Raw genomic sequence first — 25,473 nt, 5'->3', positions numbered from 1 at the left:
TTACTCCTGTTCGGCACTGTCGGTGGACACCGTATCGGCCTGGCGCGGTTTGAAACTTGCCAGCAGCTGCAGCCAATTCTGGTTTTGTGTGACGCTGAAATCAGCCTGGCTGGTCGTGGAAAACACAAGGATGCGACCGGGTTCGATTTCGAACGCTGCCTGCCGTTGGTAAACCGGTCGACCATCGTTCATGTAGTAAGCATCCACCTGGATGCCGGAGAGCGGTTGCTCCCCGGACAGCGCTGCCGGCTTCTTGCTGAGCAAGGTATAGCCGCGCAGTTTGGCGGCAATGAGTTTTACCTGGCGCTCGATGTAAGCCTTCAGATCCTCTGCCGGCAGCATGTTGTCGCGCGACAGTGTGATGTTCAGCGGCGCAGGAATGCTGTTGCCGAGCACAAACATGTTCACCGTGCGGTCCTGAAAACCTTCCGGCAAAGTGATGGATCCTTCCTGAAGCTGATAGTCCATTGGGCGTGCGTTCCGTGAATAGGTGAAAGAGGAAAAGGCTTAGTCAGCGCTGATGTTTTCGAGCATCGTCTCGAACTCGATCAACCAATCGGCAAGCTCTGCATGAGCGGGATTGATCATCGTCGACATGCTCAACCATTGGCGCTCGTTACCATTGTCGGGATGGATGACTGCGCTGGTCGTTCTGCCGTGGCGACGCTCCTGTCCCGCCGTGAAGATATAATCCAGGGTAATCGCCGGACTGCCTGCCAGCAGGCAATCGCTCTGCCGCACGATGGTGACGTCGGGGTGGTTTTTGCGCAGGTTCTCCACATACAACTGCACCGAACGTTGCAGTGTCAGCCCTTCAGGTGCAGGACGACGCTTGACACTGAACGTGACGGGATGACCCTGCTTTTCGAGCGTTGTATCGATGTCGCGGAAGTTGAAGCCTTGCGGCATTACCAGATTCAGCCCCGCGACTTTCAATTCATTGCGCGCCAATTGAAGCGGTACCACCGCTACCGGCTCAGGCTCGATGACCGCGGGCGAAGCCTCGGCAGCCTCCTGCAACTGCTGCCGCGCAAGTGTCTCGGCCGCGAGCCGTTTTTCGGAAATACGGTCGTAGATACTGGTCCTGACCATGGTCTGATTTCTCACTTGTTGATATCGACACGGTCACCGTGGACATAGGTGTTCTTGCCAAGAATATCGATGGCGTCGCCTTTTATTTCGATGCCTTGTGGGGTCAGCTTGATACTGCTGCCCCCCACCTGAAGAATGATGTGCTGATTGGCACTGACCTGAATGAACTGGTTGTCGACCTGAATCGTCAGCGAGCCTTCCTGGACATTCATCACCGTGTCTTTCTTGATCGTTTCGGTGTGCGTGCCACCGACCTTGATCGTGCGGTTGCTGCCGACGGTATGGACTTCATCGACCTCGATCTCGGTGTCCATGTTGCGCTCGGCATGCATGATGATCTGCTCGGCACCTGCTTTGTCTTCGAAGCGGAAGAAGTTCGCCGTGCCGCCGTCACCCTTCATCGACCGAGTCAAAAAACCACTCTGGGTCTTGTTCGCCGGCAACGACCAGGGCGGGGTGTTCTGGCTGTTGTAGAGGCTGCCCATGACCAGCGGGCGGTCGGGGTTGCCGTCGAGGAACACCACCACGACTTCATCGCCTACCCGGGGAATCTGGATGCTGCCGAAGCCGCCGCTGGCACCGGACTGCGCGACGCGGACCCAGCAGGAGCTCTTGTCGTTGTGCTCGCCCTTGCGGTCCCAGTGAAATTGCACCTTCACGCGGCCGAGTTCGTCGGTGAAGATTTCCTCCCCCGGCGGACCCACGATGATCGCGGTTTGCGGACCCGAGATGGTCGGGCGCGGGGTGGTGAGTTGAGGGCGGAAGACGATCTTTTTGCGCACGCAGGAGAAGGTGTTGTAGTAGCTGGCCTGGTGCCCGTTGAGGTAGTTGTTGTGGCCTTCGCTTTCGACGCTCATCAGCAGGAACTGACGCTCATCGGCAGGGCCTTGATCGTGATCGTAATGCTGCAGCAGTTCGAAGGTATAACCGGGCTTCATCGCGCGGCAGTTACTGGCGCCATGAAAGCTCTTGCCCTTGAGTTCAAGCGCTTCGACCCGCAACCGCAGCAGCGCTTCGCCTTCGTCGTAGGTGCCGTGGGTGTATTGACCGGGGAAGTCATAGATTTCGAATTCGTCGACATCGCCCTGCTTGTTCAGGCTCTTCATGGCGACCGGTAAGCGGTTGGACGGCTGACGATAATCGAAGGTCTGGACCGCGATTTTCCCCGACTGCAACTGGCGGTTGCCGCTCCATTGGGTGATGGAGTCGGCGGTCTCGGTGACCGATGCAGTGTGGAAACGGATCTGCGGCTGCTCAGGCAACGGCACCAACGTAGTGGAGTCGTCGCAGATGATCATGGTGTGGCCTTCGGCGGTGTGCTCGAAGTAGTAAAACATCCCCTCTTCTTCCAGCAGGCGCTGGACAAAGTTGAAGTCGGATTCGCGGTACTGGGTGATGTAGGTGTAATGCTTGAGCGGCTTGCTCAGGCGGAACTCGTGCCGGGAAAACGCGGTGCACAAGGCAAACACCTGGGTGACGACATCTTCCACCGTGCAACCCTGGAAAATGCGCGTGTCGAAACGGTTCTTCAGCATGGAGAACCAGGGGTTCAGCGTCGCCGTGTAGCGGGCCATGCCACCATCGCTGCCGATACTGGCAAAACGCGTGAGATAGCCTGCCAGGTAACGAGGCGTGGTGTCTGCCAGTTCGATTTCAAGAACCACGTGCTGACCCATCATCGACTTCAACTCGACGTCGGAGTCCTGGCACACCAGCAGCAACTCGAAGTTGTACGCACGCGACAGACCTTCAGTCCCCTTGAAGGACTCAAGCAACAATTGCTGTTCGGGGTTGGCGAGGTTCTTGAACTTGAACAGGCGCCGATTCTGCGGGGAAAGCATTGCGGCAAGGTCCATCAACATGTGTATCTCCTTGAAAACAGTGGAAAGCTACCGCCCTCTCTCAACCACTGCACATAACGAATCAGATAAGAGGGTCAAAACCCTGTCTGCCACATCATCGATCAGGGCGAACACCTCGCCGCCCCATGTTTTCGGACTGTGGCAATTTGCAAGTCTTGTAAGCGACTGCCTCTAAAAACGCTTCATTTTCATCGGGTCTGTTTAAACGCCGAGTGAAATTCCTCACACGAAACAGGCGCCAGAAACTGCGACCGCAAGGCAGTATGAAAGTGCCATCACTCAGTAAAATATTTGCGAAATTTGTCACACTTTTGCAGGCATCACAGATGCTCGAACGCGGGAAGGAGACACCCATGTCATGCACTGTGTCAACCCGCACGCCATATATGCGCGCACTTCCATGCACCTGGAACTCAGCTCAGGATAATCCCTGAAAAATAATTATCGCGACACTGGCCGACCAGAAACACTGATATATCAAGGATGAACGGGAAGTTAGCGGCCACTTGTTGGCGACTAATGCCTTATTGCCATCATTGCCGAATGAAACGCGAATAACAAAAATGGGATCCATGTTGAAATTTTTTACCCGCCCCGCAGTCTGAAGTGCGGCTAATAGCCATCACTTTGGCAATGATGTGAAGTCGGATATTCGACAGCTCGACCGCAGCAACAAGGAAGCGCCTTTCCCCCAAGGACAGTGACGAGTAAATGGATCTTTTAGCCAACGTGCCCAGCTGGGCCGATGTCGAACGTAACCTCGACCAGAAATTCAACGAGCTGAACCAGGGCGTCAACGACGGCTTGCAGAGCGTGCACGACAACTGGAACGGCTTCACCCGGCGTGTCAGCAATGGCGCGAGCCAGGCCTACGGCTACATGGGCGGTCGTCGCATCGATGCGGTGCATCAGGCGATGACCCTCTCCTACCCGATCATCCAGATGGACCTCAAGCGCAAGTGGGCCTCGATTGAAATCGAGCAGATCCTGCCGGTACTGCTGCAACTGGTCAAAGAAGTCTCGATGATTCTCGGCGGCAGCGTGGCGATCGGCACCGTGGCCGGCGGCGCAGCGGGGGCCTTCGCATTTGGCGTCGGTGCTGCCCCCGGAGCTGCTGCCGGGGCCGGTATCGGCTTGCAGGTCGGCAACCTGATTCTCATGGGCCTGGGCCTGTCCGCCATCGCCGAATATTTTTACCAGGGCCTGCCCGCCTGCCTCTCGACCTTGCAGGAAGGCATCGCCACGGCCTGGCACGCCGAAGAAGGCCTCAAGCCGTCCGGCCTCGACCCCAGCGGCGGCTCCGCGGCACTGGTCCAGGAACGCGTCGAACGCGCGGCACGACAACTGGCTCGCGGGCAGGAGCAGCTTGTACTCCTGTTGCTCACCGCCATCGTCACCTACCTGACCCGGGGCCAGATGAAAGCCGGTGTGATGAACAGCATGGAAAACATCGCGACCCGCAGCGCGAAGCTTCAGGCGGAGATATCGAACAAGCAGTTGGCAGGTTGGCTGGCAAGGAATGAGCAGAAGTTGCTGGCTCGGGATGAGTTGCGGGTGAAGGAGCCGACGCCTTTGGCGAAGGCTGAGGAGCCGCAGACGTTACGTGAGATTCCGGCGCAGCAACCGACAACCAAGCCCGCCAATCAACCGCTTATGGACTCAGCCGCACGTCGAGATTACTTAAATAAGAAATTTGGCCGAACGGGCGACGTGAAACAAGATATCTATATACGTGGAAACCAGGAAACCGCAGAAAATTTCTTCAAATCTGAAGGTTACAAACCAGCAGATTACGAAAACTACATGAACGGCTTGGATTTTTCTCAACCGGTATATGTAGAGACCATTAATCGAGGCAAGAAGCTCTGGCAGTACCAAGTACCAGAAGGAAGGCAAGGCATTTGGTATTCTCCTACCCCAGAGGTGGTACCATCACAGCTGGGGATCAACCCCCTCGGTGAGATCTACAAAACGAAAACTGTTGTTCCGAAGGTCATAAACAGTTATCAAACCACGGAAAAAGTTACCTTGTTACGCAGCACATCTGCCCCGATTATGGACACGTGGTCCGTGCCGTCAAAACCTTTTCCAGCAACGGGGGGGGCACGACAGATGACATCTGGCCAGAAAGATCTGTTTAACTTAATTACTCCAGGTACACCATGAAACCAACAACACCACTTGAGTATGTTGAAAAAGCGATCATAGTCACGACTGATAGGCGTGATGGATGCCCACAGTTTTCGGTCTACACATCATTGCTCACGCAACTAGAGTATGTGAAAGCTGTATTTGACGGTTCCGAAAAAGACAAGTCCGGACTCCATAAACTTAGTATAGGAGCGATTGCTTCAAAGGAATTTGAAGAGAATGATCCAGAACTAGCCCGTGCACTCAAGGATGCGTATTACGTCGCGATACAGTCTGCACGAGGTCTGAAGATCAAGCTACCCGAGTAAATTTGGTGTCCGATAGCGCATGACAAATTCACACCTGACCGAACTACTTATTACGCTCAAAGAAATTTTTCACAGTGAGAACTGCCGAAATTTTAATTCGGGAATAAATGCGATAATCCGCATACTTTCCGATGACCCTTCACCGAACAGTAATGAATGGACACAAGCGACTTCAATTTATAGGACCATGGCAGGCAGTAAATCAGGTTTCTCAGACTTCTACATTGATCGAGGGACCTCTGAACAACGAATCGCAGCTAACGCAAGACTGGATGCTATTCGACAGATTTTATGGGACGCATTTGAGCGGGTCTGAAATCAGGCGATATGTCGTGACAGATCATTGCCTGGCGCCGAGTTTTTTTTAAAAGCTCTTGTTGTTCTTGGGTTTTCAGATGGGGTTCACGATCAGCGACGCAGCACTACAACGTCCCGAGAGAATTAAATGGCAATAGCGAAGGGTGAGCGTTTCGCCAACGAAGACATTTTCATTGACTACTCATACGAAGAAGTCACCTATCGATGGGACCATCATTCGAAGCTGATATTCGTACGTTTCTACGGCAACGAAGAGAGCAGTCATCCAGTCCCTCATGACAACCGTTTATTCAATGAAGCTCTGTGCTGCGGCGAGGAGATCACCCGCCAGGACTACAATAGAGGTCGCTCTCGCCGATGATGGTACGTGATGTCACGCTATCGACGGCTACACCTCTGCAATGTGGTAAATACCGCTTCGCAAAATTCTGGGACCTTCACTGCACTATGGAAAGATGAGCATTGACAGATTGACAACAGTGGCAAACAACGTCCGAGACAGGCAATGAATAAACCACCAACATTTGAGCTAGAGAACCTGATCAAACAACATCCGGATATCGCCGCGTTTGGATCCCCCGCTGACGCCGTATCTGATGACTGGCTGGTAAAAGCCGAGAAACAAATCCGCCATAAACTGCCTGCATCCTACAAATGGTTCCTTCTCAATTATGCAGGAGGAGAAATCGGGACCGAGGAAATATATAGTATCTATGGAATGGACTTCGAGGACATCAATGGTGGAGATATAGTTTTCCAGCACATCAATGGCCTCAAACACAAATCAACAACCGCTAAAAAAGTAGTCATCAGCGAAACCGACTTTGGCGAGGTTTTTTTCTTCGACTACGATACATATAACGCCGAAGAATGCCAGATTTTCGTTAGAATTCCGTCGGGGCAAAACTTATTGTATGCGAACAACTTTTACGAATTTCTCACCAAGAGAATTAAAGCGCTTTTGCCATAAGGGACGCTTTGTCGTGAAACATCATTGCCTCGCACCGAGAGGTTAAAAAACCATGTTTGATCTAAGAAGCTCCAACGAAGCGCTCACCCAATACACTGAGCGATACGACCACCTGCTCCCACCGCCCTCTCCTCAACTGCGCCAGCGCATGGATTACATGTTGCAGCCGGACGCACCCAGATATCCGAACAGGAAGCCTGAGTGGCTGACTTCCAGGCCTTGCACCCTCACTGAAGAGCAGGCGCTGGACCGCGCAAAGGGTTGCCTGCTGGGGCTCTCGATTGGCGACACCGTGGGTACAACGCTCGAGTTTCTGCCCCGTGATCGTGAACATGTCAGTGACATGGTTGGCGGTGGCCCCTTCAAGCTGAAACCGGGTGAGTGGACTGACGATACGAGCATGGCACTGGCTCTCGCAGACACTTACGTTGCAAACAATAAATTCGATTTCCGCGACTACACGCAGAGGCTTTGTCGCTGGTATACAAATGGCGAAAATAGCCATAACGGAAAATGCTTTGATATTGGCAACGCCACTCGCGCTGCGCTTGAAGGTCGATTGGCGCAGGGCGTCGACTGGTACGGCAACGATCATCCATCCACAGCCGGCAACGGATCGATCATCAGACTGGCACCGACCGCCATCTTCCGTCGCCACTCCTTGTCCGGCACCTGGCGGGAAAGCTCGGCACAAAGCCGTTGCACTCACAAGGCTGCAGAAGCCGTAAATTGCTGCGAACTGCTCGGCGCTCTACTGCACCTGGCCCTCAATGGCGCGGACAAGGAAGAAACCTTGTCGTCAATGATTCGCGCCTTGTATCCCCGCCCCTTGATCATCAACGCTGGCGAATACAAACAAAAAACCCGCGATCAGATCCGCTCCTCCGGCTACGTCATCGATACGCTGGAAGCAGCTCTGTGGGCGGTCTGGAACACCGACAACTTCAAGGATGCAATCCTGTTGGCGGCCAATCTGGCAGACGACGCCGACAGCGTGGCAGCGACCGCCGGCCAGATAGCCGGCGCTCTGTCCGGGGTGACGGGCATGCCTGAAGAATGGGTCAAAACCGTCGCCTGGTCAGAGCACATTCAGGACCTGGCGCAAAAGTTATTCGAAAGCGCCCCACTCCATGACGAGATGGATGAAGTGATTTATGGGAATCACTGAAACGGCAAGTACTCCCTGGAAATTGTTGTCAGTGGATAGTTTTACTCAAAATCAAAACACTTGAACGGCTACCCCCATGTCAAAATTACTGCAGCGCTTGAAAACCTTTTTCGTGCAAAAGACCGCTCCTCCACCCGCCCCCACCGAGCAGGTTGTCGATACAGCCACCTTGAGCGAAGTGGACAAGCCACCTTCCCGAGTGGAAAGGAACCTGTCCTGGCTGCCGATCAATCGAGAGCCAGAAGTGTTTGTACTGCTGATGCCCCCCGCCTGCCCGGACCTGACGCTAGTGGATGCCCTCCTCTTGCAGCGTTATCGGGTATTCGTCATCGCAAATGACCGGGCCGGATGGACATCAGAGACGACGATAAACCGCGATTACGCCAGCCAACTGGCGCGTGACCTGTACGGCAAAGCGACAGATCTTGGCTATTGTCGAGGCACGGAATCCTCGTTCGAAATCTATTGGCTTGTGCAATGTGCGGCCATTGTTTCGCTGCTGGCCCATGGACCACAATCGGAACAATTCCTGACCTATAGAAAACACGTTGATTACAATCGAGACTCTGCCCGGATCGGAGAGCAGGTTCGAATGTTTGATCAATACGTGGCGTCGCGCAGCAATCAAAACGCTGATACCGAGAGGGACCGCCTCTTGAAAACGCCGATAACTGCCCTCGACTACATCGACAATGCGATAACCATCACCGCCCTGAGATTCAACGGCTGTCCAGAATTCCAGATTTATTCAAGCTCGCTGATCCAATTGCAATTCATCAAGAACGTGTTGCTGGGCGTTGAAAAAGATAAAGCCCGGTTGCACGATTTGACCATCGGCGTTTGGGCCGGCAAAGAGTTTGAAGCCGACGATCCTGAACTTGCTGGCGTACTGGGGGATGCCTTCTACATTGCCGATCAGATTGCACATGGCCTGAAGATTCAGCTGCCTAACGGATTGCCGCCGGAAAGTCTTCCTCGTACATAGCATTAAATACTGGGTATTGATCAGTGGTAACTGGAATGGCCTCAGCTACTCGGTCGATTGGAACCATGGTTCCGCCAACGTTGTGCAGTTGATAAATGATTCGCTCAGGACTGGCGCCATGAAAGACATCTGCAAGATCTCCTCGAACCTTGCCCGAACAGCAGAACTGCTGAGGAGATTCGGTCACCCACAATGGGCCGACAGACTTGAGGAGTGCAGCCTTGCGCTGCCCCAGGATGCGGCGTACGCACTGTCTCGACTGATGTCGCTGTACGGCGGCATGGGCTCGATCAACGACGTTGTTCTGTATGAAGACGCAAAGCCCTTGCTGGCCGAAAATAACGAACTTCAGACGCTGCTATCAGACCTCCATCAGCTCTGCGCAGGGTGCCATTGAACTTCGCACCCCACGCTTGCAGGCCAAAATCGGCCATGTGCCAGATCGGCAATGGCGCCTTTAGGTTCGCAAATACCAAGTGCTCGGGCGTCCGCAACAACGCCGTCTTGTTCGCCCGCTTGAGCATGCGCAACGAGAATGGCAGCAGGCACGCCATCAATACGACCAGCCCCCCCGCCAGCAACCAGTATCATCGATTTGCCGATGCAGTGGCCGGCGCTGGCGATTGCGGTTGTCTGTGCAGTAATTGCCTTGCTGAAGAAAGCTTACCGACCGCTCGCCAAGGGCGGTCGCGTTTCGACTTGTTCAAGGCTTACACGGTAGGTGGTGTAAGTGTCGCCGTCTTCAAGGTAAAGGTTGCTCTGGTAATTCGAGACTGCGCCTTTGAGTTTGATGTGCAGGCCGTTGGAGACACGCTGGATTACCACGTCTTTCAAGTCAGTGTCCGAGACCAGGAAGGGCGGGGTCTTTGCGAGGAGCACCTTCATCGTCTCATTATTCCTGCCGTCGCCATTGTTGACGTAGAACCTCAGGCTTTTGGGCTCATCTGCATCCCTGGCATCTTGAACGATGTAGATCGACTGCCCCGGAATGAAGTCTTGCTTCAGGACTATCGCAGAAGGAAATTCCGGTTTGTGCAGGTATGCATAGATGACAACGCCTACAAGGCAGAGCAAAAAGATAATCGCGAGATACTTTTTAACTCTGACTACAAGCGTTTGCAGTTCGGTCTTATTCATGGGATTCAACTGTAATCGAAGGTGAATAGCACCAAGCCTTCAATCGGCTCGTAGAACATGACGATCATGTCTGCGCCGGCCGGGTTTACGGTGCTGATATCCAAGCTGAACAAAGGGTGCAGATGGTTGGCCAGCTCCAGTTGATCGGCGACAAACACGTCTTCAACAGGCGGGAACGGCAGCATGCCGGTGGGGACTTTGGTGAAGTCGGGGGTGTGATCGTCGGTCATCAGTGATTCATCCTCGTGGGTCGCCACGGATCGAGCACTTTGGGTATCAATGGCTGTCTTGGTAAGCGCCCAGCGTGGCGCAGTGGCGACATTTGAACAGGTAGGCGGTAGGCCCATGATCCTTATCCAGGACATTGAAGAACGCTTGCCACTGCGGACCGTCCTCCAAGCCTGTCGAGTCCTGAACGGCAGCGATGGCTGCCGGGCCCAGTTCAAGCAACTCTGCATGGCCGGCCTTACCGACAAACTCGGCTGCGTCGTCGCAGTGAGTGAACCAGCGCTCTTGCTGCCAGCCATTAAAACCAGGCGTGCGCTGGCTGACTTCGGCGATCTGCGCCTCGCTCAGCGTGTCTTCGCCGTCCAGGCCGATACTCTCGTCATCGACAAACGTCGCGCCCAGGCGCTGGTGCGCACTCCCGTCGGCAATGCACCAAGGGCAGATGCAGTTTTCGTATTCATCAATGGCGTATACCGGGCCCACATAAATGAAGCCTCGCGCCTGATTGCAGCTCACGCAAGTGGCGCAAGAGGGTTGCACCGAACCGCTACCGACGGGATCGGGATGGTAAATAAAGTGGGGCAGTGTCATGTACGCATCCTTGTAAAATGTATGCCTTTCAAAACAACCAACTGCAAGGGCTGCTATCAGATCTTCATCAGCTTTGCGCAGGGAGCCATTGAACCCGGAACCCCACGCTTGCCGATGCTGAAAGCCTTCAAGCCTGCTCGAATCGCTGCTGCAGCAAGTGCCGTGCAGTGCCTGCATTCAGATAGGTGCCAATCAGGTCCGCCAACTCCTGGTCCTTGAGTTTTTTGTCGTCACGGCAGATTTGAAGCAGCTGCAACTGGACCCAGCGCTTCTTCTTGTCGAGTTTCGCATCCGGCGAAAAGAACGAACGCGAGGCCAACTCAGGCATGGGGGCGTCGTCTTCCAGCAGCAAATTCAAGTGCACCCCGTGCCCCACTTGCAGACCAAAATCGGCGACGTGCTGTATTGGCAATGGCGCCTTGAAGTTGGCGAACACGAAGTGCTCGGGCGTCAGTAGCAACGCAGTCTTGTTCGCCCGAGTGAGCATGCGCAAGGAGAGCGGCAGCAGGAACGCCATGCTGATCAAGAGCAGAATGCCAACCAACTTCATTGTGGCATCCGCGTCCACGAAAACCTGCGGCAACAGGTACGGCAGGATCAGCAGGCCCACACCCAACAACATGAAGAGCGAGAAGCAACCCAGGGTAATCCACCCGCGCAATCGTGCGCCTTCATGCAGCCGGACTTCCTCCATGGCATTGCCGGCATGGCTACGCAACGCTTGCACAACCGCCGCATCCTGCTCCACGTAGTGGCCGAGAAAGTCCTCGGTAATGCGCGCACGCAATGCCTGGGGATCGGCGAAATAGTGATCCATCGCGGCGCTGGCCTGTGCCGCGATGATCGGGCGGGTGCCGCGGCTGACGGCCTCTTCGACCGTGACTTGCAGGGACGCCAGCCGCTCGCGGTTGGAGGGGTGAGTGTCCGACGGATGAGGCAGGCTGGCTGCCATTTCCTCCTCGGGCAGGGTCAGCGGCTGCGCGGCCAGTTCCTGCAGTACGCTGCCTGGCAAGTCGCGGGTCAGGACGTGTTCGGCGCTGGGGTTGGTCGCGCGGACCACATGGGTCGAGACACCCTGGTGCAACAAGGGGTCGATGGCAGAGATGCGCACCAGCGCCGAAGCGATGGCGATATTTCCCGTCAACTGCGCACCCGCCGCGTCCGCCGCCAGCTCCCGCACGCGGCTCCAGTGGCTCACCGCATGATCGAAACGCTCCATGAAATACTCGCCGAGCATGAAAGCCGGCCACAGCGTCGTGCGTTGCAGCACATCGCTTTGCAGCATGGTCTCGGCAATCACCCCGAGACTGCGGCCGATCCCCTCGTAGATCGGTACGAAGCGCAGGCTGTACTCGGTATCGGCACCGGCGAAGTGCGCCAGTTCGTGACCGATGACCGCGCCGGTTTCTGCCGAATCGAGCAAGCCCAGGTACATCATCGGCAGGTGCAGGGTGCGGCCCTTGAGCGCAGTGCCTGACGGGAGCAGGTTGACGTCGCTGGAGGTGACGTAAAAACCTTCGGTCATACCCAGCACGATGTGCTCGGGTGCCAGCGCGCCGAGCTGGTCCGCCAGTTCGCGAACAAAGGCCCACAGCGCTGGTGCCTGTTCCGGTGTGACCACCTGGCCGAGCACGCTCATCGGCGTGGACTGGAACATGTGCAGCATGACCGGCAGCTGCTTGCCCATCTGCCAGATCGAATACAGGAAACCGAGCATCAGCATCAGCACGATGAGCATCAGCTTGAATTCACCCGTGGCCATTTTCCCCATGTGCCACAGCCCCAGGCCTTCGAAACCGAGGATGGCCGCTACCGCCGCGCCCATGGCGACGATGTGCCCCACCAGCAGGTACGGCAACAGGCGGCTCACTAGGCTGAAGGTGTGCAGCAATCGTTCACGGGAATGACTCGCGCGGGCACCGGCCCAACGCAGACCCAACAACCCCAGCACACCGACCAGCGAGGCCAGCAGGCCGAGGACGATGACACCTTTGGCCAGGTTGTTCATCACGGCTGCCACCGGTTGCAGGATGGTCAGTTCATGCTCGGCTTGGGTAATGAGCGACAAAGCCTGGTGAACACCCATGCGTTCACCGTTGATATCGACCTTGGCCGAGCGTGAGAACGGCTTGGCGACCATCGCTTCGATTTCGGGACGCATCACGCCCAACTCGGCTTTGGCTTCGGCGAAGTCCCGAATGCTCTCGGTACTGCGTTGCAACTCCCAGACGCCAAACAAACCAAGGCAAAGCGGCAGGAGAATAAGTACGGCAATGAGTTTCAACGTTCTCATGAGACAGGGCCTCAATAGTCGCGTCGCCTGACATCCGTGGCGAGCATAAATTCCATTTAACAAAGGCCCGAAAGCCCTCACGCTATTGCACGGCCCGACATGAAAGTTACGGGGTGCAGTCGTACCTGGCGCGTTATACAGAAATATCGACGATATGTAACGCCAAATTGCCCGAACACTCGTTCAGCAATGGAAAGAACACCTTGTATATCCCGGATTCTCTGAGATGCCATCACTTCCTTGCCGGCTATATGACACTTATCCTTCAATCTTTTCTTTAACGGCCCCTCAAGCGGGCATTGGGTGAACCGGTTCACCTTTTTCAAATTATTTTCAATTAAAAATTGGATCCATTACGTGCCTGAAACCATTGAATTAATTGGGTTTCAGACACTTTCGCCATTCAGATCCAGCAAGTGATGGCAACAGGACATCATTGCGACATGTATCAAAAAAAAGAAAAAATCCGCGCCTCGTAGGAACTTTCCTACACACCCTGCTGCCATACACGACGTTACTGGCAACTCGATATCCATATGCCAGCATCGCACTCCCAATGATTCCTGGCAGTGTGATTTTTTGATGTCAAACATCAGCAATCACAACTCGTGAACAGGTGTTCACTCGAGAAATTAGTCGCTGCGCACGCACTCCCGTGTATATCCGGGTAGTGGTCGCGAAGTGTTCAAGGACGATGTACCGATGACTCAGACGTTTTTTGATGTTGAAGCATTGATCCAGCTGCGAAGCCAGACCCGGGCCATTTCCGATGCGCTCAAGGCGCAGGCTTCGGATTACCTGGCGACCCTGGCTTTGCTGATTCGTCCGCAAGCGTTTTTCGGTGAATACCTGCAAGGCGCGCAACGCAGCAGCGGGCGCGAGACCCAGCACCATTTCAAGGAACTCAAGGAGCTCTTCGACCGCATCGGCTCGGCCGCTCCGTTCCAGCTGGTCAATGAACTCGAAGTGCCCCTCAACCTGCTCAGTACCACCCCGCAATTGTTTGCGCTGGAGTACGACAAGGTGCTGTCCCAAAGCGGCCAATCCATTCGCATCACCAGCCCCGTGCGCTGGGTGGTGGGCTTCAGTTCGTTCGACCTGGCCCGTTTTCGCACCGTCATCAAAGACCCCAATCGCAGCAGCGCCGAGCTGTACCGCTTCGTGGTGCATTACCTGGTGCTGTTCTACTGCCTGAGCAAGTCGCCCGGCATCAGCCGCCTGCTCGAAGGCCTGCGTTTCCCCGTCAGTTTCGAACGCCTGAAGGAGTTCGGCGACCTGCCCTTCTGCGTCATCAGCTCGCCGGTTCGCTCGCAGTTGCCCGACGAGGCCGTGATCCGCAGCAGCACCCAGATCGCCGGCAACACCAGCTTCGAGGAGCTGGTGGGGCACGCCAACATCATGGAAATGAACGATGAAATCCGTCAGCGCCTGCTGCTGACGATCGAAGGAATGTAACGCGCTCGGCCACCCATTGAACCGACACGCAAACGACTTGCAGCGAATTGTTCGCACAGGAGATCACGATGGCGAAGAAGGAAAGTACCCAGCACAAACTCGACCGCGTCCGCGCGCCTCGGGTCCATATCACCTACGACGTGGATATCGGTGACGCTCAGGAAAAGAAAGAGCTGCCCTTTGTCGTCGGTGTGCTGGGCGATTTCTCCGGCAACCCGCTGGAGCCACTGCCGAAGCTCAAGGATCGCAAGTTCATTTTCATCGACCGCGACAACTTCAACGGCGTGCTCAAGGGCATCAAGCCGCGCCTGACCTACCGCGTCGACAACACCCTGGCGAAAAACGGCACGCAGCTGGGCGTCGAGCTCAACTTCAACGCCCTCGAAGACTTCGAACCGCAGAACGTGGTCAAGCAGGTCGAGCCGCTGCGCAAGCTGCTGGAAGTGCGCAACAAGCTGGCGGACCTGCGCAACAAGATGGGTGGCAACGACAAGCTCGAAGAGCTGCTGATGGACGTGTTGCAGAACACCGAGAAGTTGAAAACCCTGGGCAAGGAATTCGGCCGTGAAGCCGCCGTTCCGGCCACCGACGGCAAAGCGTAGGAGCCTGACGATGAACGACAAGCAAACCGTGACTCAACAGGACAGCACGCTGGTTGAAGTGGACAGCTTCACCGCGCAATCCTCGTTGCTCGACAGCATCATTTCCGAAAGCCGCGTGGCCCGTTCCGAGACTGAACGCACCCGTACCCGCGACCTGATCGGCGAACTGGTCAACCAGATCCTGGAAGGCGAAATGACGCCGAGCAAGGACCTGATCGCCGTGCTCGATGCGCGCATCGCCGAGATCGACGCGATGCTCTCCGAGCAGATGAACGAAATCATGCACGCCAGTGAGTTCCAGCAGCTGGAAGCCTCCTGGCGCGGCCTGAAGTATCAGGTGGACCAGACCGAGACCAGCACCACGCTGAAGATCCACTTGCTCAACGCGTCGAAGAAAGACCTGGTGCGCGACCTCAAGGCCGCTTCCGAATTCGACCAGAGCGCGCTGTTCAAGAAGATCTACGAAGAAGAATACGGCACCTTCGGCGGTGCACCGTTCGGCATGCTGCTGGGTGACTACGAGTTCAACCGCAGCCCGGAAGACATGTACCTGCTCGAAGAGATCTCCCACGTCGCCGCGGCCGCCCATGCGCCGTTCATCTCGGCGGCTTCGCCTGAGCTGTTTGGCTGGGATTCGTTCACCGACATGTCCGGCCCACGGGATCTGGCGAAGATTTTCGACACCGTCGAATACGCCAAGTGGAAGTCCTTCCGTGCCTCCGAAGACTCGCGTTATGTCGGCCTGACCCTGCCCCACGTGCTCGGTCGCCTGCCTTACGGCCCGGATACCACGCCGGTCGAGGAATTCAACTTTGTCGAAAGCGTCGACGGACGCGACCACAACAAGTACCTGTGGATGAACGCCGCCTACGCGCTGGGCACCCGGGTCACCGATGCGTTTTCCCGTTACGGCTGGTGCGTGGCGATTCGTGGCGTCGAGGGTGGCGGCCTGGTGGAAGGCCTGCCGACCCACACGTTCAAGACCGATGACGGTGAAATCGCCCTCAAGTGCCCGACCGAGATCGCCATCACCGACCGCCGTGAAAAAGAGCTGTCGGACCTCGGCTTCATTCCGCTGGTGCACTGCAAGGGCACGGACTACGCCGCGTTCTTCGGCACCCAGTCGGCGCAGAAGCAGAAGCAGTACAACACCGACATCGCCAACGCCAACGCCCGGCTTTCCGCGCAGTTGCAGTACATCTTCGCCACCTCGCGCATCGCCCACTACATGAAGGCGATCATGCGCGACAAGATCGGCAGCTTCGCCTCGCGCAAGGACGTCGAGCTGTTCCTCAACAAGTGGCTGTCGAGCTACGTGTTGCTGGACGACACCGCGAGCCAGGAAGCCAAGGCCAAGTTCCCGTTGCGCGAAGCCCGCGCCGAGGTGTTCGAAGTGCCGGGCAAGCCGGGGGTGTACAAGGCCGTGACCTACCTGCGCCCGCACTACCAACTGGACGAGCTCACCGCTTCGTTGCGCCTGGTGGCTGAATTGCCGCAATCGACCCGCGGCTGATCGAGCACATTGCCAGGGAGGCAATATGAGTAGTCAACACAAGCTGTTGCCATCACTGCTGGACCGGTTGCTGGACGATCGTCCGCATCAGTCCATCGAAGCGTCATCGCAGCGCTTGTGTTCGCTGGCCGATTACAAGGCCAGCATCGTTCGCGACCTGGAGATCCTGGTCAACACCCGCCAGTCTCTGGTCGCCAACGAGCTGGAAGGTTTCGTCAATCTGGGCGGGACCATCCTCGACTACGGCATGCCGGATTTCACCAGTCGCAGCGTGCTTGACCCCAAGGATCGCCTGTTGATCCAGCGGCAACTGGAGAAGGCGATCTCGGTCGGCGACCGGCGCTTTCGCAGCGTCAAAGTCCAACTGCTTGCCCAACAGACCGGCCAACGCATGCTGACCTTTCGCGTGGACGCGGTCCTGCGCCTGCAGGACGTCACCCGTCAGGTGTCCTTCGACGCGGTGCTGCAGGTCAACACCCAGGAATACAAAGTGCAGAACCTCAACTGATGCTCGACGATCTGCTGCCCTATTACGAAAAGGAACTGTCGCACCTGCGCTTTTTGGGCCAGGAGTTCGCGAGCCAGTATCCGAAAATCGCTTCGCGGTTGCTCATCGAGGGCGATAACTGCGAAGACCCGCATACCGAGCGCTTGATCGAAGCCTTCTCGTTCCTGTCTGCACGCGTACACAAAAAACTCGATGACGAACTGCCGGAAATCGTCGAGTCGTTTCTCGAAGTGCTGTACCCGCACTACCTGCGCCCTACCCCGTCGATGTCGATCGTCGAGTTCAACCTGGGCAAGCAGGAAAAAGTCACCGAAGCCTTCCGTGTGCCCCGGCATACCGAAATCAGTGCCAACCCGATCGATGGGGTGGTGTGTAAATTCCGCACCTGCTACCCGGTCGAGCTGTGGCCGGTGGCGGTGCAACAGGCATCGTTCATCGAGATGGAACGTTCGGCGTTCAACGGTCACAGCGCCGACCTGGTCGCGCGCTTGCGCATCGGCCTGGTGGCGACCGGCGACGTGATGTTCGGCAAGCTGGAACTGGACCGCCTGCGGTTCTTCCTCGACGGCGAAAGCACGTTGATGCTGCAACTGTACGAACTGCTGTTCAACAACCTGGCCAAGGCCACGCTGAGCTTCGAAGATCAGGGCCGCACCCGCGAAGTCGCCTTGCCGGCCAACGCGCTGAAAACCGTCGGTTATGGCCTGGACGAAGGCCTGGTGGATTACTCGGAGCGCTCGTTCCTCGGTTACCGCCTGCTGCACGAGTACTTCACCTTCCCCGACAAGTTCATGTTCTTCGACCTGTCGGGCTTTGCACGGATTCTGGCGGGCAAGGACGTCGAGAAAGTCGAGGTCAATTTCTACTTTTCCGACTACGACCTGAGCGACCGCCTGGCGCGCCTGACGCAGAACATCGGGCGCAACAACTTCAAGCTCAACTGCACGCCGATCATCAACCTGTTCCGCCAGCAGGCCGAGCCGATCAAGTTGACCCACGCCCAGCACGAGTATGCGGTGACGCCGGATGTGCGCCTGCAAGGCTCGGCCGAAGTGGTGTCCATCGATCGCGTACGACGCGTGCGCAAGGTGGGCAGCATCGACCAGGTGGGCACTTGCCATCCGTTTTTCGAGCCCCGTGGCGATCAGGGTCCGGGCCAGAGCTTCTGGATTGCCCGGCGTCGAGCCGTACAGACCGGCCAGCGCGATGGCTCGAACGTGTTTATCCGGGTGGTCGATCGAGAACTGGGGCTGATGGAGGCCAACAACGATACGTTGAGCATCCGCCTGACCTGCAGCAACCGCGACCTGCCGCTGATGCTGCCTTTCGGTGGCGAGCGCGGCGATTTCACTATCCCGGGCAACTCGGTGATCAAGGACATCCGTTGCCTGCGCAAGCCCACCGCCACCGCTCGCGTGCCGCTGGGCAACGGCGTGATCTGGCGGCTGATTTCGCACCTGTCGCTGAACCATATGTCGCTGGTGTCCCGTGGTCGCGAAGTGCTGCTGGAGCTGTTGTCGCTCTACAACTACCGCAACCTGTCGGCACTGCGCAAACAGATCAACGGCATCGTCTCGGTGAGCAGCGAGCCGGTGGTGGCACGCATCGGCCACCCGCGGCCGAACTTCGTGCGCGGCGTCGGCATCACCCTCAATTTCGATGAAAGCCAATACACCGGCAGCGGTGTGTTCCTGTTCGGCATGGTGCTCGATCACTTCTTTGGTCAGTACTGCACCATGAACAGTTTTACCCAATTAACCCTTCGCACCTTGCAGCGCGAAAAGAGAGTCGTCCAATGGCCACCGCGAACCGGCGATCAACCCCTGGTCTGATCGACCAGGCAAGGGCTGAGCCGCACCGATTCGAGTTTTTCCAATTGGTGCGCCTGCTTCGCCTGCATTACAGCAGAACCGGGCGCATGGACCTGGAAACCCGACCGCACGAAGACCCTCTGCGTTTTCGCTCGCAGCTGTCGCTCAACTTCCCGGCCAGTGAAGTCAGCGATCTGCAGTTCGAGCGCGAAGGCAAGGTGTCCGTGGCCGGCCTGCCGCTGTCCGAGATGCAAGTCACCTTCATGGGCCTGGTCGGGCCCTCGGGTGTGTTGCCGCGACCGTACACCGAGCTGCTGATCGAGCGGCACGTCCAGTACCGCGATGACGCGGCCCATGCCTTCCTCGACATCTTTTCGCACCGCATGACCACGCTGTTCTACGAGGCCTGGCAAAAGTACAAGTTCTACATCGAGTACGAACGCAACGGAACTTCGGATTTCGATCGCTACCTGCTGAACCTGGTGGGTTTCGGCCCCGAGGCGCAGAAGCAGAAATTCGACCAGCAAGGCTCGCCCCTGCGCCGCGAACTGTTCAGCTATTTCTCCGGCCTGTTCGCCCAGAAACCACGCAACGCCCTGAACCTGGAAGCGATGCTGTCTTTTTATTTTTCGCTGCCGTTCAAGGTCAAGCCGTTTGCCGGTCGCTGGCTGAAACTCGACGCCGGCCAATGCACGCAACTGGGGCGCAAGAACGCCGTGCTCGGGCAAAGCGCCGTCGCCGGCAACCGGGTCTGGGACTACCAGTCGTGCGTGCGCATCGAGATGGGTCCACTGGAGCTGGCCGACTATCAACGCTTCCAGCCAGGCACCGAGGACTACCGGAAACTGGTGGAACTGGTGCGTTTCTATGTCGGTGCCGAACTCGACTTCCAGTTCGCGCCCAGGCTCAAACCCCAGGCCGTGCCCGTTGCCCGCCTGGGGCGTCAAGGCAACGTTTCGCTGGGCTGGCTCGGCTGGCTCAAGCGCCCGGACGCCGACGTCGAGCCATCCCGTTGTGCCCTCTTCCACATTCCTTTTGATGGGGTCTCCCTGTGAACCTGAAGTCCCTGTTTGCCAAGCTCAACGACACCAGCCGCGCCGCCACTGAAAGCGCCGCCGCCTTGTGCCTGTCGGAACACCATTACGATGTCGAAATCGAGCACCTGTTGTTGCAGCTGCTCGACAGCCACGACAACGACCTGCCGGCCATCCTGCGTCATTACGACGTGGTGCCTGAACGCTTGCAGGCGCAGCTGGTGACCGCACTGGGGACGTTCAAGAAAGGCAATACACGCACGCCGGCGCTGTCGCCGCACCTGACCCGCATGATCGAACAGGCGTGGGTCCTGGCCTCGATCGAGTTCGGCCAGGCGCAGATCCGCACCGGTCATCTGTTGCAAGCCTTGCTCGATGACGACGAACTGCGCCGCGTGGTGGTCGCCAGCGCCGCCGAGCTTGAGAAAATCAACGCCGACGACTTGCGCGTCAACCTCGGCGCGCTGGTGGACAGCAGCGCCGAGTCGAAACAGGCCAAACCGCTGGGCACGTCCGACGTCGCCAGCGCCGGCACGGTAAAAGGCAACGGCAAGACCCCGGCCCTCGATCAATACACCATCAACCTCACGCAAAGCGCTCGCGAAGGCCGGATCGACCCGGTGCTGGGCCGGGAGTTCGAGGTGCGGCAGATGGTCGACATCCTCACCCGCCGCCGCCAGAACAACCCGATCCTCACCGGTGAAGCCGGCGTCGGCAAAACCGCCGTGGTCGAAGGCCTGGCCCTGCGCATCATCCAGGGCGACGTACCGTCCGTGCTCAAGGGCGTCGCCATCCACACCCTGGACCTGGGCTTGTTGCAGGCCGGTGCCGGCGTGAAGGGCGAATTCGAAAACCGTCTCAAGTCGGTGATCGAAGAAACCAAGCGCAGCCTGCACCCGATCATTCTGTTCATCGACGAAGCGCACACCCTGATCGGCTCGGGTGGCCAGGCCGGGCAGAACGATGCCGCCAACCTGCTCAAGCCAGCCCTGGCCCGGGGCGAACTGCGCACCATCGCCGCGACCACCTGGGCCGAGTACAAGAAGTACTTCGAGAAAGATGCCGCACTGGCGCGACGCTTCCAGGTGGTAAAGGTCGAAGAGCCGGACGAAGACAAGGCGATCCACATGCTGCGCGGCCTGCTGGCCAAGATGCAGGAGCATCACAAGGTCACGGTGATGGACGAAGCGCTGGTGCAAGCGGTGCGCCTGTCCAATCGCTACATCACCGGCCGCCAGTTGCCGGACAAGGCCGTCAGCGTGCTGGACACTGCCTGCGCCCGGGTGGCCCTCGGTCAATCGGCGCAGCCGGGACCGCTGGAAGACTGCAAACGCCAGATCGACAACCTGCAGGCGGAAATCGCGGTACTGCAGCAGGAAGCCGCCAAAGGCAGCGACCACGCCCGGCGCCTGACCGCCCTCAATACCGAACTGCAAAGCGCACAGCAGACCCGCGACGCCCTCGAACAACAGTGGCAACGCGAACTGCAACTGGTGGAAAAACTCGGTGCCCTCAGCCACCCGGAGAATCAGACACCGGATGCCCAGGAGATTGCCGCGGTGCGCGCCGAACTGGCCAGCGTCCAGGGTGAGCAACCGCTGGTGCATGCCCTGGTGGATGGCGGGACCATCGGCGAAGTGATTTCCGGCTGGACCGGCATTCCGCTGGGCAAGATGCTGCGCGACGAAATCGAAACCGTGCAGCGCCTGCCGGCGTTGCTGGGCGAACGGGTGCTCGGCCAGGACCACGCACTGCACGAAATCGGCAAGCGCATCAAGATTTCCCGCGCGCGCATGGAAGACCCGAACAAACCGATCGGCGTGTTCCTGCTGCTCGGCCCGAGCGGCGTCGGCAAGACCGAAACCGCACTGGCACTGGCCGACACCCTGTACGGCGGCGAGCGCAACGTCATCACCATCAACATGTCCGAGTACCAGGAAGCCCACACCGTCTCCAGCCTCAAGGGTTCGCCACCGGGCTACGTCGGCTATGGCGAGGGCGGCGTGCTGACCGAGGCGGTGCGACGCAAGCCGTACAGCGTGGTGCTGCTTGATGAAGTGGAGAAAGCCCACCCGGACGTGCTCGAGCTGTTTTTCCAGGTGTTCGACAAAGGCGTGCTGGATGACGGCGAAGGTCGCGAGATCAACTTCCGTAATACCGTGATCATCCTCACGTCCAACACCGGCACCGACCGCATCATGCAGTGGTGCCTCAATGCTCAGCCGCAACCGACGCCGCAGGACATCGTCGAAGGGCTGCGAGACGAGTTGAACCAGGTGTTCAAGCCGGCCTTCCTCGGCCGCCTGACCATCGTTCCCTACTACCCGGTCAAGGACGCGATTCTCGAGCGCATCGTCGCGCTCAAGCTTGCGCGCATTCGCCAGCGCTTCGAGCGCAATCATCAAGCGCAGTTGAGCTATGACGAAGCACTGGTCAAGGCGATTGCCTCGCGCTGCACCGAGGTCGACAGCGGCGCCCGCAACATCGACAACATTTTGTCCCAGACCCTGATGCCGGAACTGGCCCAACGGGTGCTGGAGCGCATGGCGCAGGACAAACCGATTCAGAGTTTGAACATCGAGTTGGGCAGCGACGGCGATTTCGCCTATCGCCTGAGCTGATCGAGCATTAACAGGTAGTGGTCATGGACAAGAAATATTCAGGGAAGCGTCCCGCAAGGACGACGTTGGCCAAATGCCTCACGGCGGTGGCGATGATGACGGTACTCAGCGCCTGCGGCGTCACCGACCGGGTCGGCAAGCGGGTCGACAACACCTGGGCCGGCGACATGCTGTTCGAGGATAACGAGAAGGTCATCCTGACGTCCGACGGCGGCAACCAGCTCAACCCCGACGCGGCTGGCAAGCCGCTTTCGGTGGTGCTGCGGGTGTACCAGCTGACGTCGCTGGAACGCTTTGCGTCGGTGGATGCCGACTCGCTGTGGGACGACCCGCAAAAGGCCCTCGGCAATACCCTGATCGAAAACCGCGAAATCACCTTGTTGCCGGGCATGGGGCAAGTCGACAAGTGGCCGCTGAACAAGGCGGCGGGCTATGTCGGCGTCGCGGCTTTCTTCCGCAACGACGAGAACAGCCGCTGGAAGGTCGCGTTCGACGCCAACTCCCTGCGCAAGGACGGCATCTGGTTCTCCTCCGACGGCTTGCGTGTGCTGGTGGACAACAACACGGTGTCTGCCGTCAGTGGTGTCGATGTCCTCGATAAACCCAAGACCCAGGAACAACTGGCCAAAGCCGCTGAGCAACCGGCCGAACCCACGCTGACCGAGCGCGTGCAGGACGCCGTGGTACAGAAAGCCCAGGACCAGGCGAGTGCCTCCGCGGAAAAAGCCGTGGAATCGAAATTGAATTCATTATTGGAAAGCGCTCAATGAGTAAGCAAAGCCGGGTGATGTGGTCCGAAGGCATGTTCCTTTTGCCACAACACTTCCAGTATCAGGATGAGTTCCACCAGCATCAGCTGGCGCAGGCGACCCTGCGCAACACGCCTTTTCACTGGGGCGTGCAGTTGCTCGAAGTGGACGAGGAAGCCCTTGCCACCGGTTCCCTGCAGCTCAAGCGCCTGAAGCTGGTGTTTCCCGACGGCAGCCTGTTCGACGCACCGCAGCACGACCCGCTGCCGGCGGCCCGTGACCTGAAGGACCTGCTCAAGGGTAACGACCTGAAGGTCTACGCCGCGCTGAAACTGCCCGAGCCATTCGGCCTCAATTACGTCGAAGACGGTCAGGAGCAGAAGACCGGGCGGCGCTTTCGCAAGCAGTTCGACACCTTGCCGGACCTCAACGAAGGCGACCTGGAAAACGAAATCACCAGCCTGCGCCTGAACGTGGTGATGCTGATCGACGGCGACAACCTCGATGGCTACACCTGGTGCCCGATTGCCCGGCTGTCGCGCAACAACATCGGCGGCTTCAACCTCGACGGGCATTTCGTGCACCCGACGCTGCACCTGGGCACCCACGACACCCTGGTCGGACTGGGCAAGCGTTTGCTCGGCGCCCTGCAATCCAAGAGCAAGGCGTTGTCGGGTCGGCGTCGCGAGCGCGCGGACCAGATTGCCGAATTTGGCTCCAGCGACGTGACCCTGTTCTGGCTGTTGAACACGGTGAACCGTGCCCACCCGAGCCTGGCGCACCTGCTCGCGCATCCGCGCCTGCACCCCGAGCGCTTGTATCTGTTCCTGGCCGAACTCGCCGGCGGCTTGCTGACGTTCTCGCTGGATACGCAGCTCAACGACATCCCCGAATACGACCACCACGACCCGGCGGCCTCGCTGGTCAAGCTCGATGAAATGATTCGCGTGCTGCTCGACAACGTCGTGCCGAACCAGTGTGTGGTGATCAACCTGACCCAGACCAAACCCTCTTACTGGCAAGGGCAGTTGCACGACCCACGGCTGGCCGAGGCGGACTTCTACATCTCCGTGCACGCCGACATGCCGGGCGCAAGCCTGCTGGAGCTGGTGCCACGGGCGTTCAAGGTCGGCTCGCCGGAAGACATCGAAGTGGTGGTCAACAGCGCCATGCCCGGCGTCACCCTCAATCACTCGACCCGCCTGCCCAATGCGATTCCGGTGCGACTGGACAATCACTACTTCTCCATCGAGCCCCATGGCCGGGTGTATGAACGAATGATGAGTGCCCAGGCCATCTCTTTCTACGCGCCCAGCGCCTTCACCAACCTCAAGCTTGAACTGATGGCGGTACTCAAATGACCGAAGCCGTACTGCAAGGCGCCGTTGCGGCCGCCCGTGAAAAACCGACGCTCAAAGACCTGGTGCAAGACTTCATCAGCATGGCGCTGATCGTGCGCAAGGGCCGGCAAGTGACGTCGGTCAGCGCCTTCGAGGCCAGTGTCGACACCTTCTTCAAGGCACTGGAGCGCGATGCCCGCAGCGCCAACTACAGCGTCGAACAGGTGAAGGACACCCAGTACGCCCTGTGTGCGTTCCTCGATGAAAGCGTGTTGCGCTCCGGGGACAACGAGTTGCGCCGGCATTTTGAATTGCAGCCGCTGCAGTTCCGCTATTTCGGCGTGCACCTGGCCGGCGAAGGCTTCTTCGAAAAAATCGATGCCCTGCGGGGCGACGTCAAACAGCACCTCGATGTGCTCGAGGTCTACCACCTGTGCCTGGCCCTGGGTTTCGAAGGCAAGTTCAGCCTCGGGCAAAAGGATCAGCTGCGTTACCTGGCCAATACCCTGGGCCAGGACATCGCGCGTTATCGCAAGACGCCCAAGGCCCTCTCGCCTGACTGGGCGTTGCCCGACCAGGTCTCGCAAATGCTGCGCCATGAAGTTCCCCTCTGGCTCTACCTGGCGCTGATTGCGCTGGTCTGCGCAGGTGTCTACCTGACGCTGGACTGGTTGCTGGCCAAGGACGTAGCCGCGTTGTCCGAACAAATCAGCCAGCTGTTCAGTGCCTGAGCACAG

24 protein-coding genes are annotated in these 25,473 nt (G+C 58.0%); 17 read left to right on the top strand and 7 right to left on the bottom strand.

Annotation, left to right across the window (positions count from 1 at the left end):
• Genes AC3WJW_RS27915 through AC3WJW_RS27905 form a run of 3 tightly spaced genes read right to left on the bottom strand, consistent with a single transcriptional unit; the run spans nt 1 to nt 2,954 of the window.
• Complete coding sequence (locus AC3WJW_RS27915; RefSeq protein WP_258681540.1) at nt 1-468, bottom strand: DUF1795 domain-containing protein; 468 nt, start codon at nt 466-468, stop codon at nt 1-3.
• Between the two features lie 39 nt (nt 469-507).
• A complete protein-coding gene (locus tag AC3WJW_RS27910; RefSeq protein WP_258681543.1) occupies nt 508-1,092 on the bottom strand; it encodes a DcrB/PsbP domain-containing protein in 585 nt (194 codons plus the stop codon).
• Nucleotides 1,093-1,103: 11 nt separating this feature from the next.
• Nucleotides 1,104-2,954 (bottom strand): type VI secretion system Vgr family protein, encoded by a 1,851-nt coding sequence (locus AC3WJW_RS27905; RefSeq protein WP_493728231.1) that lies wholly within the window; start codon nt 2,952-2,954, stop codon nt 1,104-1,106.
• A 711-nt stretch (nt 2,955-3,665) separates the two neighbouring features.
• On the opposite strand from AC3WJW_RS27905, the gene AC3WJW_RS27900 reads away from it, so the two are divergent.
• The 7 genes from AC3WJW_RS27900 to AC3WJW_RS27870 all read left to right on the top strand — a co-directional run bounded on the left by AC3WJW_RS27900 (nt 3,666) and on the right by AC3WJW_RS27870 (nt 9,251).
• Nucleotides 3,666-5,120: a polymorphic toxin type 46 domain-containing protein gene (locus tag AC3WJW_RS27900; protein WP_493728230.1), complete on the top strand. Its 1,455-nt coding sequence runs from the start codon at nt 3,666-3,668 to the stop codon at nt 5,118-5,120.
• A complete protein-coding gene (locus AC3WJW_RS27895; RefSeq protein ID WP_218483827.1) occupies nt 5,117-5,413 on the top strand; it encodes an immunity protein Tsi6 family protein in 297 nt (98 codons plus the stop codon). Before AC3WJW_RS27900 ends, AC3WJW_RS27895 begins: the two co-directional genes overlap by 4 nt.
• Before the next feature lie 445 nt (nt 5,414-5,858).
• Nucleotides 5,859-6,092, top strand: a complete 234-nt coding sequence (locus tag AC3WJW_RS27890; RefSeq protein ID WP_493728229.1) for a hypothetical protein — start codon at nt 5,859-5,861, stop codon at nt 6,090-6,092.
• 144 nt (nt 6,093-6,236) lie between these two features.
• A complete protein-coding gene (locus tag AC3WJW_RS27885) occupies nt 6,237-6,701 on the top strand; it encodes an SMI1/KNR4 family protein (protein ID WP_493728228.1) in 465 nt (154 codons plus the stop codon).
• A 52-nt stretch (nt 6,702-6,753) separates the two neighbouring features.
• The gene (tri1, locus tag AC3WJW_RS27880) at nt 6,754-7,869 is read left to right on the top strand and encodes an ADP-ribosylarginine hydrolase Tri1 (RefSeq protein WP_493728227.1); all 1,116 of its coding nucleotides are present in this window, start codon (nt 6,754-6,756) and stop codon (nt 7,867-7,869) included.
• Nucleotides 7,870-7,945: 76 nt separating this feature from the next.
• Complete coding sequence (locus AC3WJW_RS27875; RefSeq protein ID WP_493728226.1) at nt 7,946-8,854, top strand: immunity protein Tsi6 family protein; 909 nt, start codon at nt 7,946-7,948, stop codon at nt 8,852-8,854.
• Nucleotides 8,855-8,972: 118 nt separating this feature from the next.
• Nucleotides 8,973-9,251 (top strand): DUF6966 domain-containing protein, encoded by a 279-nt coding sequence (locus AC3WJW_RS27870; RefSeq protein WP_493728225.1) that lies wholly within the window; start codon nt 8,973-8,975, stop codon nt 9,249-9,251.
• A 266-nt stretch (nt 9,252-9,517) separates the two neighbouring features.
• Here AC3WJW_RS27870 and AC3WJW_RS27865 read toward each other — a convergent pair whose 3' ends face one another.
• The 4 genes from AC3WJW_RS27865 to AC3WJW_RS27850 all read right to left on the bottom strand — a co-directional run bounded on the left by AC3WJW_RS27865 (nt 9,518) and on the right by AC3WJW_RS27850 (nt 13,103).
• Nucleotides 9,518-9,991: a hypothetical protein gene (locus AC3WJW_RS27865; RefSeq protein ID WP_493728224.1), complete on the bottom strand. Its 474-nt coding sequence runs from the start codon at nt 9,989-9,991 to the stop codon at nt 9,518-9,520.
• A gap of 5 nt (nt 9,992-9,996) precedes the next feature.
• On the bottom strand, nt 9,997-10,221 hold the full coding sequence (locus AC3WJW_RS27860) for a hypothetical protein (RefSeq protein WP_493728223.1): 225 nt from the start codon (nt 10,219-10,221) through the stop codon (nt 9,997-9,999).
• 46 nt (nt 10,222-10,267) lie between these two features.
• A complete protein-coding gene (locus AC3WJW_RS27855; protein ID WP_218500409.1) occupies nt 10,268-10,810 on the bottom strand; it encodes a CbrC family protein in 543 nt (180 codons plus the stop codon).
• A 127-nt stretch (nt 10,811-10,937) separates the two neighbouring features.
• A complete protein-coding gene (locus tag AC3WJW_RS27850) occupies nt 10,938-13,103 on the bottom strand; it encodes a M48 family metallopeptidase (RefSeq protein WP_493728222.1) in 2,166 nt (721 codons plus the stop codon).
• Between the two features lie 702 nt (nt 13,104-13,805).
• On the opposite strand from AC3WJW_RS27850, the gene AC3WJW_RS27845 reads away from it, so the two are divergent.
• The 10 genes from AC3WJW_RS27845 to icmH all read left to right on the top strand — a co-directional run bounded on the left by AC3WJW_RS27845 (nt 13,806) and on the right by icmH (nt 25,467).
• The gene (locus tag AC3WJW_RS27845; RefSeq protein ID WP_007978741.1) at nt 13,806-14,558 is read left to right on the top strand and encodes a hypothetical protein; all 753 of its coding nucleotides are present in this window, start codon (nt 13,806-13,808) and stop codon (nt 14,556-14,558) included.
• A 68-nt stretch (nt 14,559-14,626) separates the two neighbouring features.
• The gene (gene tssB / locus AC3WJW_RS27840) at nt 14,627-15,160 is read left to right on the top strand and encodes a type VI secretion system contractile sheath small subunit (RefSeq protein WP_007978739.1); all 534 of its coding nucleotides are present in this window, start codon (nt 14,627-14,629) and stop codon (nt 15,158-15,160) included.
• Between the two features lie 10 nt (nt 15,161-15,170).
• A complete protein-coding gene (tssC, locus tag AC3WJW_RS27835; RefSeq protein ID WP_007978737.1) occupies nt 15,171-16,673 on the top strand; it encodes a type VI secretion system contractile sheath large subunit in 1,503 nt (500 codons plus the stop codon).
• A 25-nt stretch (nt 16,674-16,698) separates the two neighbouring features.
• Complete coding sequence (tssE, locus tag AC3WJW_RS27830) at nt 16,699-17,181, top strand: type VI secretion system baseplate subunit TssE (RefSeq protein WP_102701753.1); 483 nt, start codon at nt 16,699-16,701, stop codon at nt 17,179-17,181.
• On the top strand, nt 17,181-19,013 hold the full coding sequence (tssF, locus tag AC3WJW_RS27825) for a type VI secretion system baseplate subunit TssF (protein ID WP_493728221.1): 1,833 nt from the start codon (nt 17,181-17,183) through the stop codon (nt 19,011-19,013). The genes tssE and tssF overlap by 1 nt, the downstream gene beginning before the upstream one ends.
• The gene (gene tssG / locus AC3WJW_RS27820) at nt 18,977-20,047 is read left to right on the top strand and encodes a type VI secretion system baseplate subunit TssG (protein ID WP_493728220.1); all 1,071 of its coding nucleotides are present in this window, start codon (nt 18,977-18,979) and stop codon (nt 20,045-20,047) included. The genes tssF and tssG overlap by 37 nt, the downstream gene beginning before the upstream one ends.
• Complete coding sequence (tssH, locus tag AC3WJW_RS27815; protein ID WP_493728219.1) at nt 20,044-22,647, top strand: type VI secretion system ATPase TssH; 2,604 nt, start codon at nt 20,044-20,046, stop codon at nt 22,645-22,647. Before tssG ends, tssH begins: the two co-directional genes overlap by 4 nt.
• A 23-nt stretch (nt 22,648-22,670) precedes the next feature.
• Nucleotides 22,671-23,417 carry a type VI secretion system lipoprotein TssJ gene (gene tssJ, locus AC3WJW_RS27810; protein WP_493728218.1) on the top strand — a complete coding sequence of 249 codons (747 nt, stop codon included), beginning with the start codon at nt 22,671-22,673 and terminating at the stop codon, nt 23,415-23,417.
• On the top strand, nt 23,414-24,757 hold the full coding sequence (tssK, locus tag AC3WJW_RS27805) for a type VI secretion system baseplate subunit TssK (RefSeq protein WP_007978722.1): 1,344 nt from the start codon (nt 23,414-23,416) through the stop codon (nt 24,755-24,757). Before tssJ ends, tssK begins: the two co-directional genes overlap by 4 nt.
• Nucleotides 24,754-25,467, top strand: a complete 714-nt coding sequence (gene icmH, locus AC3WJW_RS27800; protein ID WP_102701748.1) for a type IVB secretion system protein IcmH/DotU — start codon at nt 24,754-24,756, stop codon at nt 25,465-25,467. Before tssK ends, icmH begins: the two co-directional genes overlap by 4 nt.
• Nucleotides 25,468-25,473: the final 6 nt, after the last annotated feature.

It is taken from the genome of Pseudomonas sp. GW821-FHT07G06, from assembly GCF_058986625.1.
The sequence above is the reverse complement of the archived record's forward strand: the minus strand, read 5'-3'. Positions and strand labels throughout refer to the sequence as shown.

Bases quoted from the DNA above. Each gene is read 5' to 3' on its own strand.
- AC3WJW_RS27915 (WP_258681540.1), bottom strand. From the start codon at position 468: ATGGACTATCAGCTTCAGGAAGGATCCATCACTTTGCCGGAAGGTTTT.
- AC3WJW_RS27910 (WP_258681543.1), bottom strand. From the start codon at position 1,092: ATGGTCAGGACCAGTATCTACGACCGTATTTCCGAAAAACGGCTCGCG.
- AC3WJW_RS27905 (WP_493728231.1), bottom strand. From the start codon at position 2,954: ATGTTGATGGACCTTGCCGCAATGCTTTCCCCGCAGAATCGGCGCCTG.
- AC3WJW_RS27900 (WP_493728230.1), top strand. From the start codon at position 3,666: ATGGATCTTTTAGCCAACGTGCCCAGCTGGGCCGATGTCGAACGTAAC.
- AC3WJW_RS27895 (WP_218483827.1), top strand. From the start codon at position 5,117: ATGAAACCAACAACACCACTTGAGTATGTTGAAAAAGCGATCATAGTC.
- AC3WJW_RS27890 (WP_493728229.1), top strand. From the start codon at position 5,859: ATGGCAATAGCGAAGGGTGAGCGTTTCGCCAACGAAGACATTTTCATT.
- AC3WJW_RS27885 (WP_493728228.1), top strand. From the start codon at position 6,237: ATGAATAAACCACCAACATTTGAGCTAGAGAACCTGATCAAACAACAT.
- tri1 (WP_493728227.1), top strand. From the start codon at position 6,754: ATGTTTGATCTAAGAAGCTCCAACGAAGCGCTCACCCAATACACTGAG.
- AC3WJW_RS27875 (WP_493728226.1), top strand. From the start codon at position 7,946: ATGTCAAAATTACTGCAGCGCTTGAAAACCTTTTTCGTGCAAAAGACC.
- AC3WJW_RS27870 (WP_493728225.1), top strand. From the start codon at position 8,973: ATGAAAGACATCTGCAAGATCTCCTCGAACCTTGCCCGAACAGCAGAA.
- AC3WJW_RS27865 (WP_493728224.1), bottom strand. From the start codon at position 9,991: ATGAATAAGACCGAACTGCAAACGCTTGTAGTCAGAGTTAAAAAGTAT.
- AC3WJW_RS27860 (WP_493728223.1), bottom strand. From the start codon at position 10,221: ATGACCGACGATCACACCCCCGACTTCACCAAAGTCCCCACCGGCATG.
- AC3WJW_RS27855 (WP_218500409.1), bottom strand. From the start codon at position 10,810: ATGACACTGCCCCACTTTATTTACCATCCCGATCCCGTCGGTAGCGGT.
- AC3WJW_RS27850 (WP_493728222.1), bottom strand. From the start codon at position 13,103: ATGAGAACGTTGAAACTCATTGCCGTACTTATTCTCCTGCCGCTTTGC.
- AC3WJW_RS27845 (WP_007978741.1), top strand. From the start codon at position 13,806: ATGACTCAGACGTTTTTTGATGTTGAAGCATTGATCCAGCTGCGAAGC.
- tssB (WP_007978739.1), top strand. From the start codon at position 14,627: ATGGCGAAGAAGGAAAGTACCCAGCACAAACTCGACCGCGTCCGCGCG.
- tssC (WP_007978737.1), top strand. From the start codon at position 15,171: ATGAACGACAAGCAAACCGTGACTCAACAGGACAGCACGCTGGTTGAA.
- tssE (WP_102701753.1), top strand. From the start codon at position 16,699: ATGAGTAGTCAACACAAGCTGTTGCCATCACTGCTGGACCGGTTGCTG.
- tssF (WP_493728221.1), top strand. From the start codon at position 17,181: ATGCTCGACGATCTGCTGCCCTATTACGAAAAGGAACTGTCGCACCTG.
- tssG (WP_493728220.1), top strand. From the start codon at position 18,977: ATGGCCACCGCGAACCGGCGATCAACCCCTGGTCTGATCGACCAGGCA.
- tssJ (WP_493728218.1), top strand. From the start codon at position 22,671: ATGGACAAGAAATATTCAGGGAAGCGTCCCGCAAGGACGACGTTGGCC.
- tssK (WP_007978722.1), top strand. From the start codon at position 23,414: ATGAGTAAGCAAAGCCGGGTGATGTGGTCCGAAGGCATGTTCCTTTTG.
- icmH (WP_102701748.1), top strand. From the start codon at position 24,754: ATGACCGAAGCCGTACTGCAAGGCGCCGTTGCGGCCGCCCGTGAAAAA.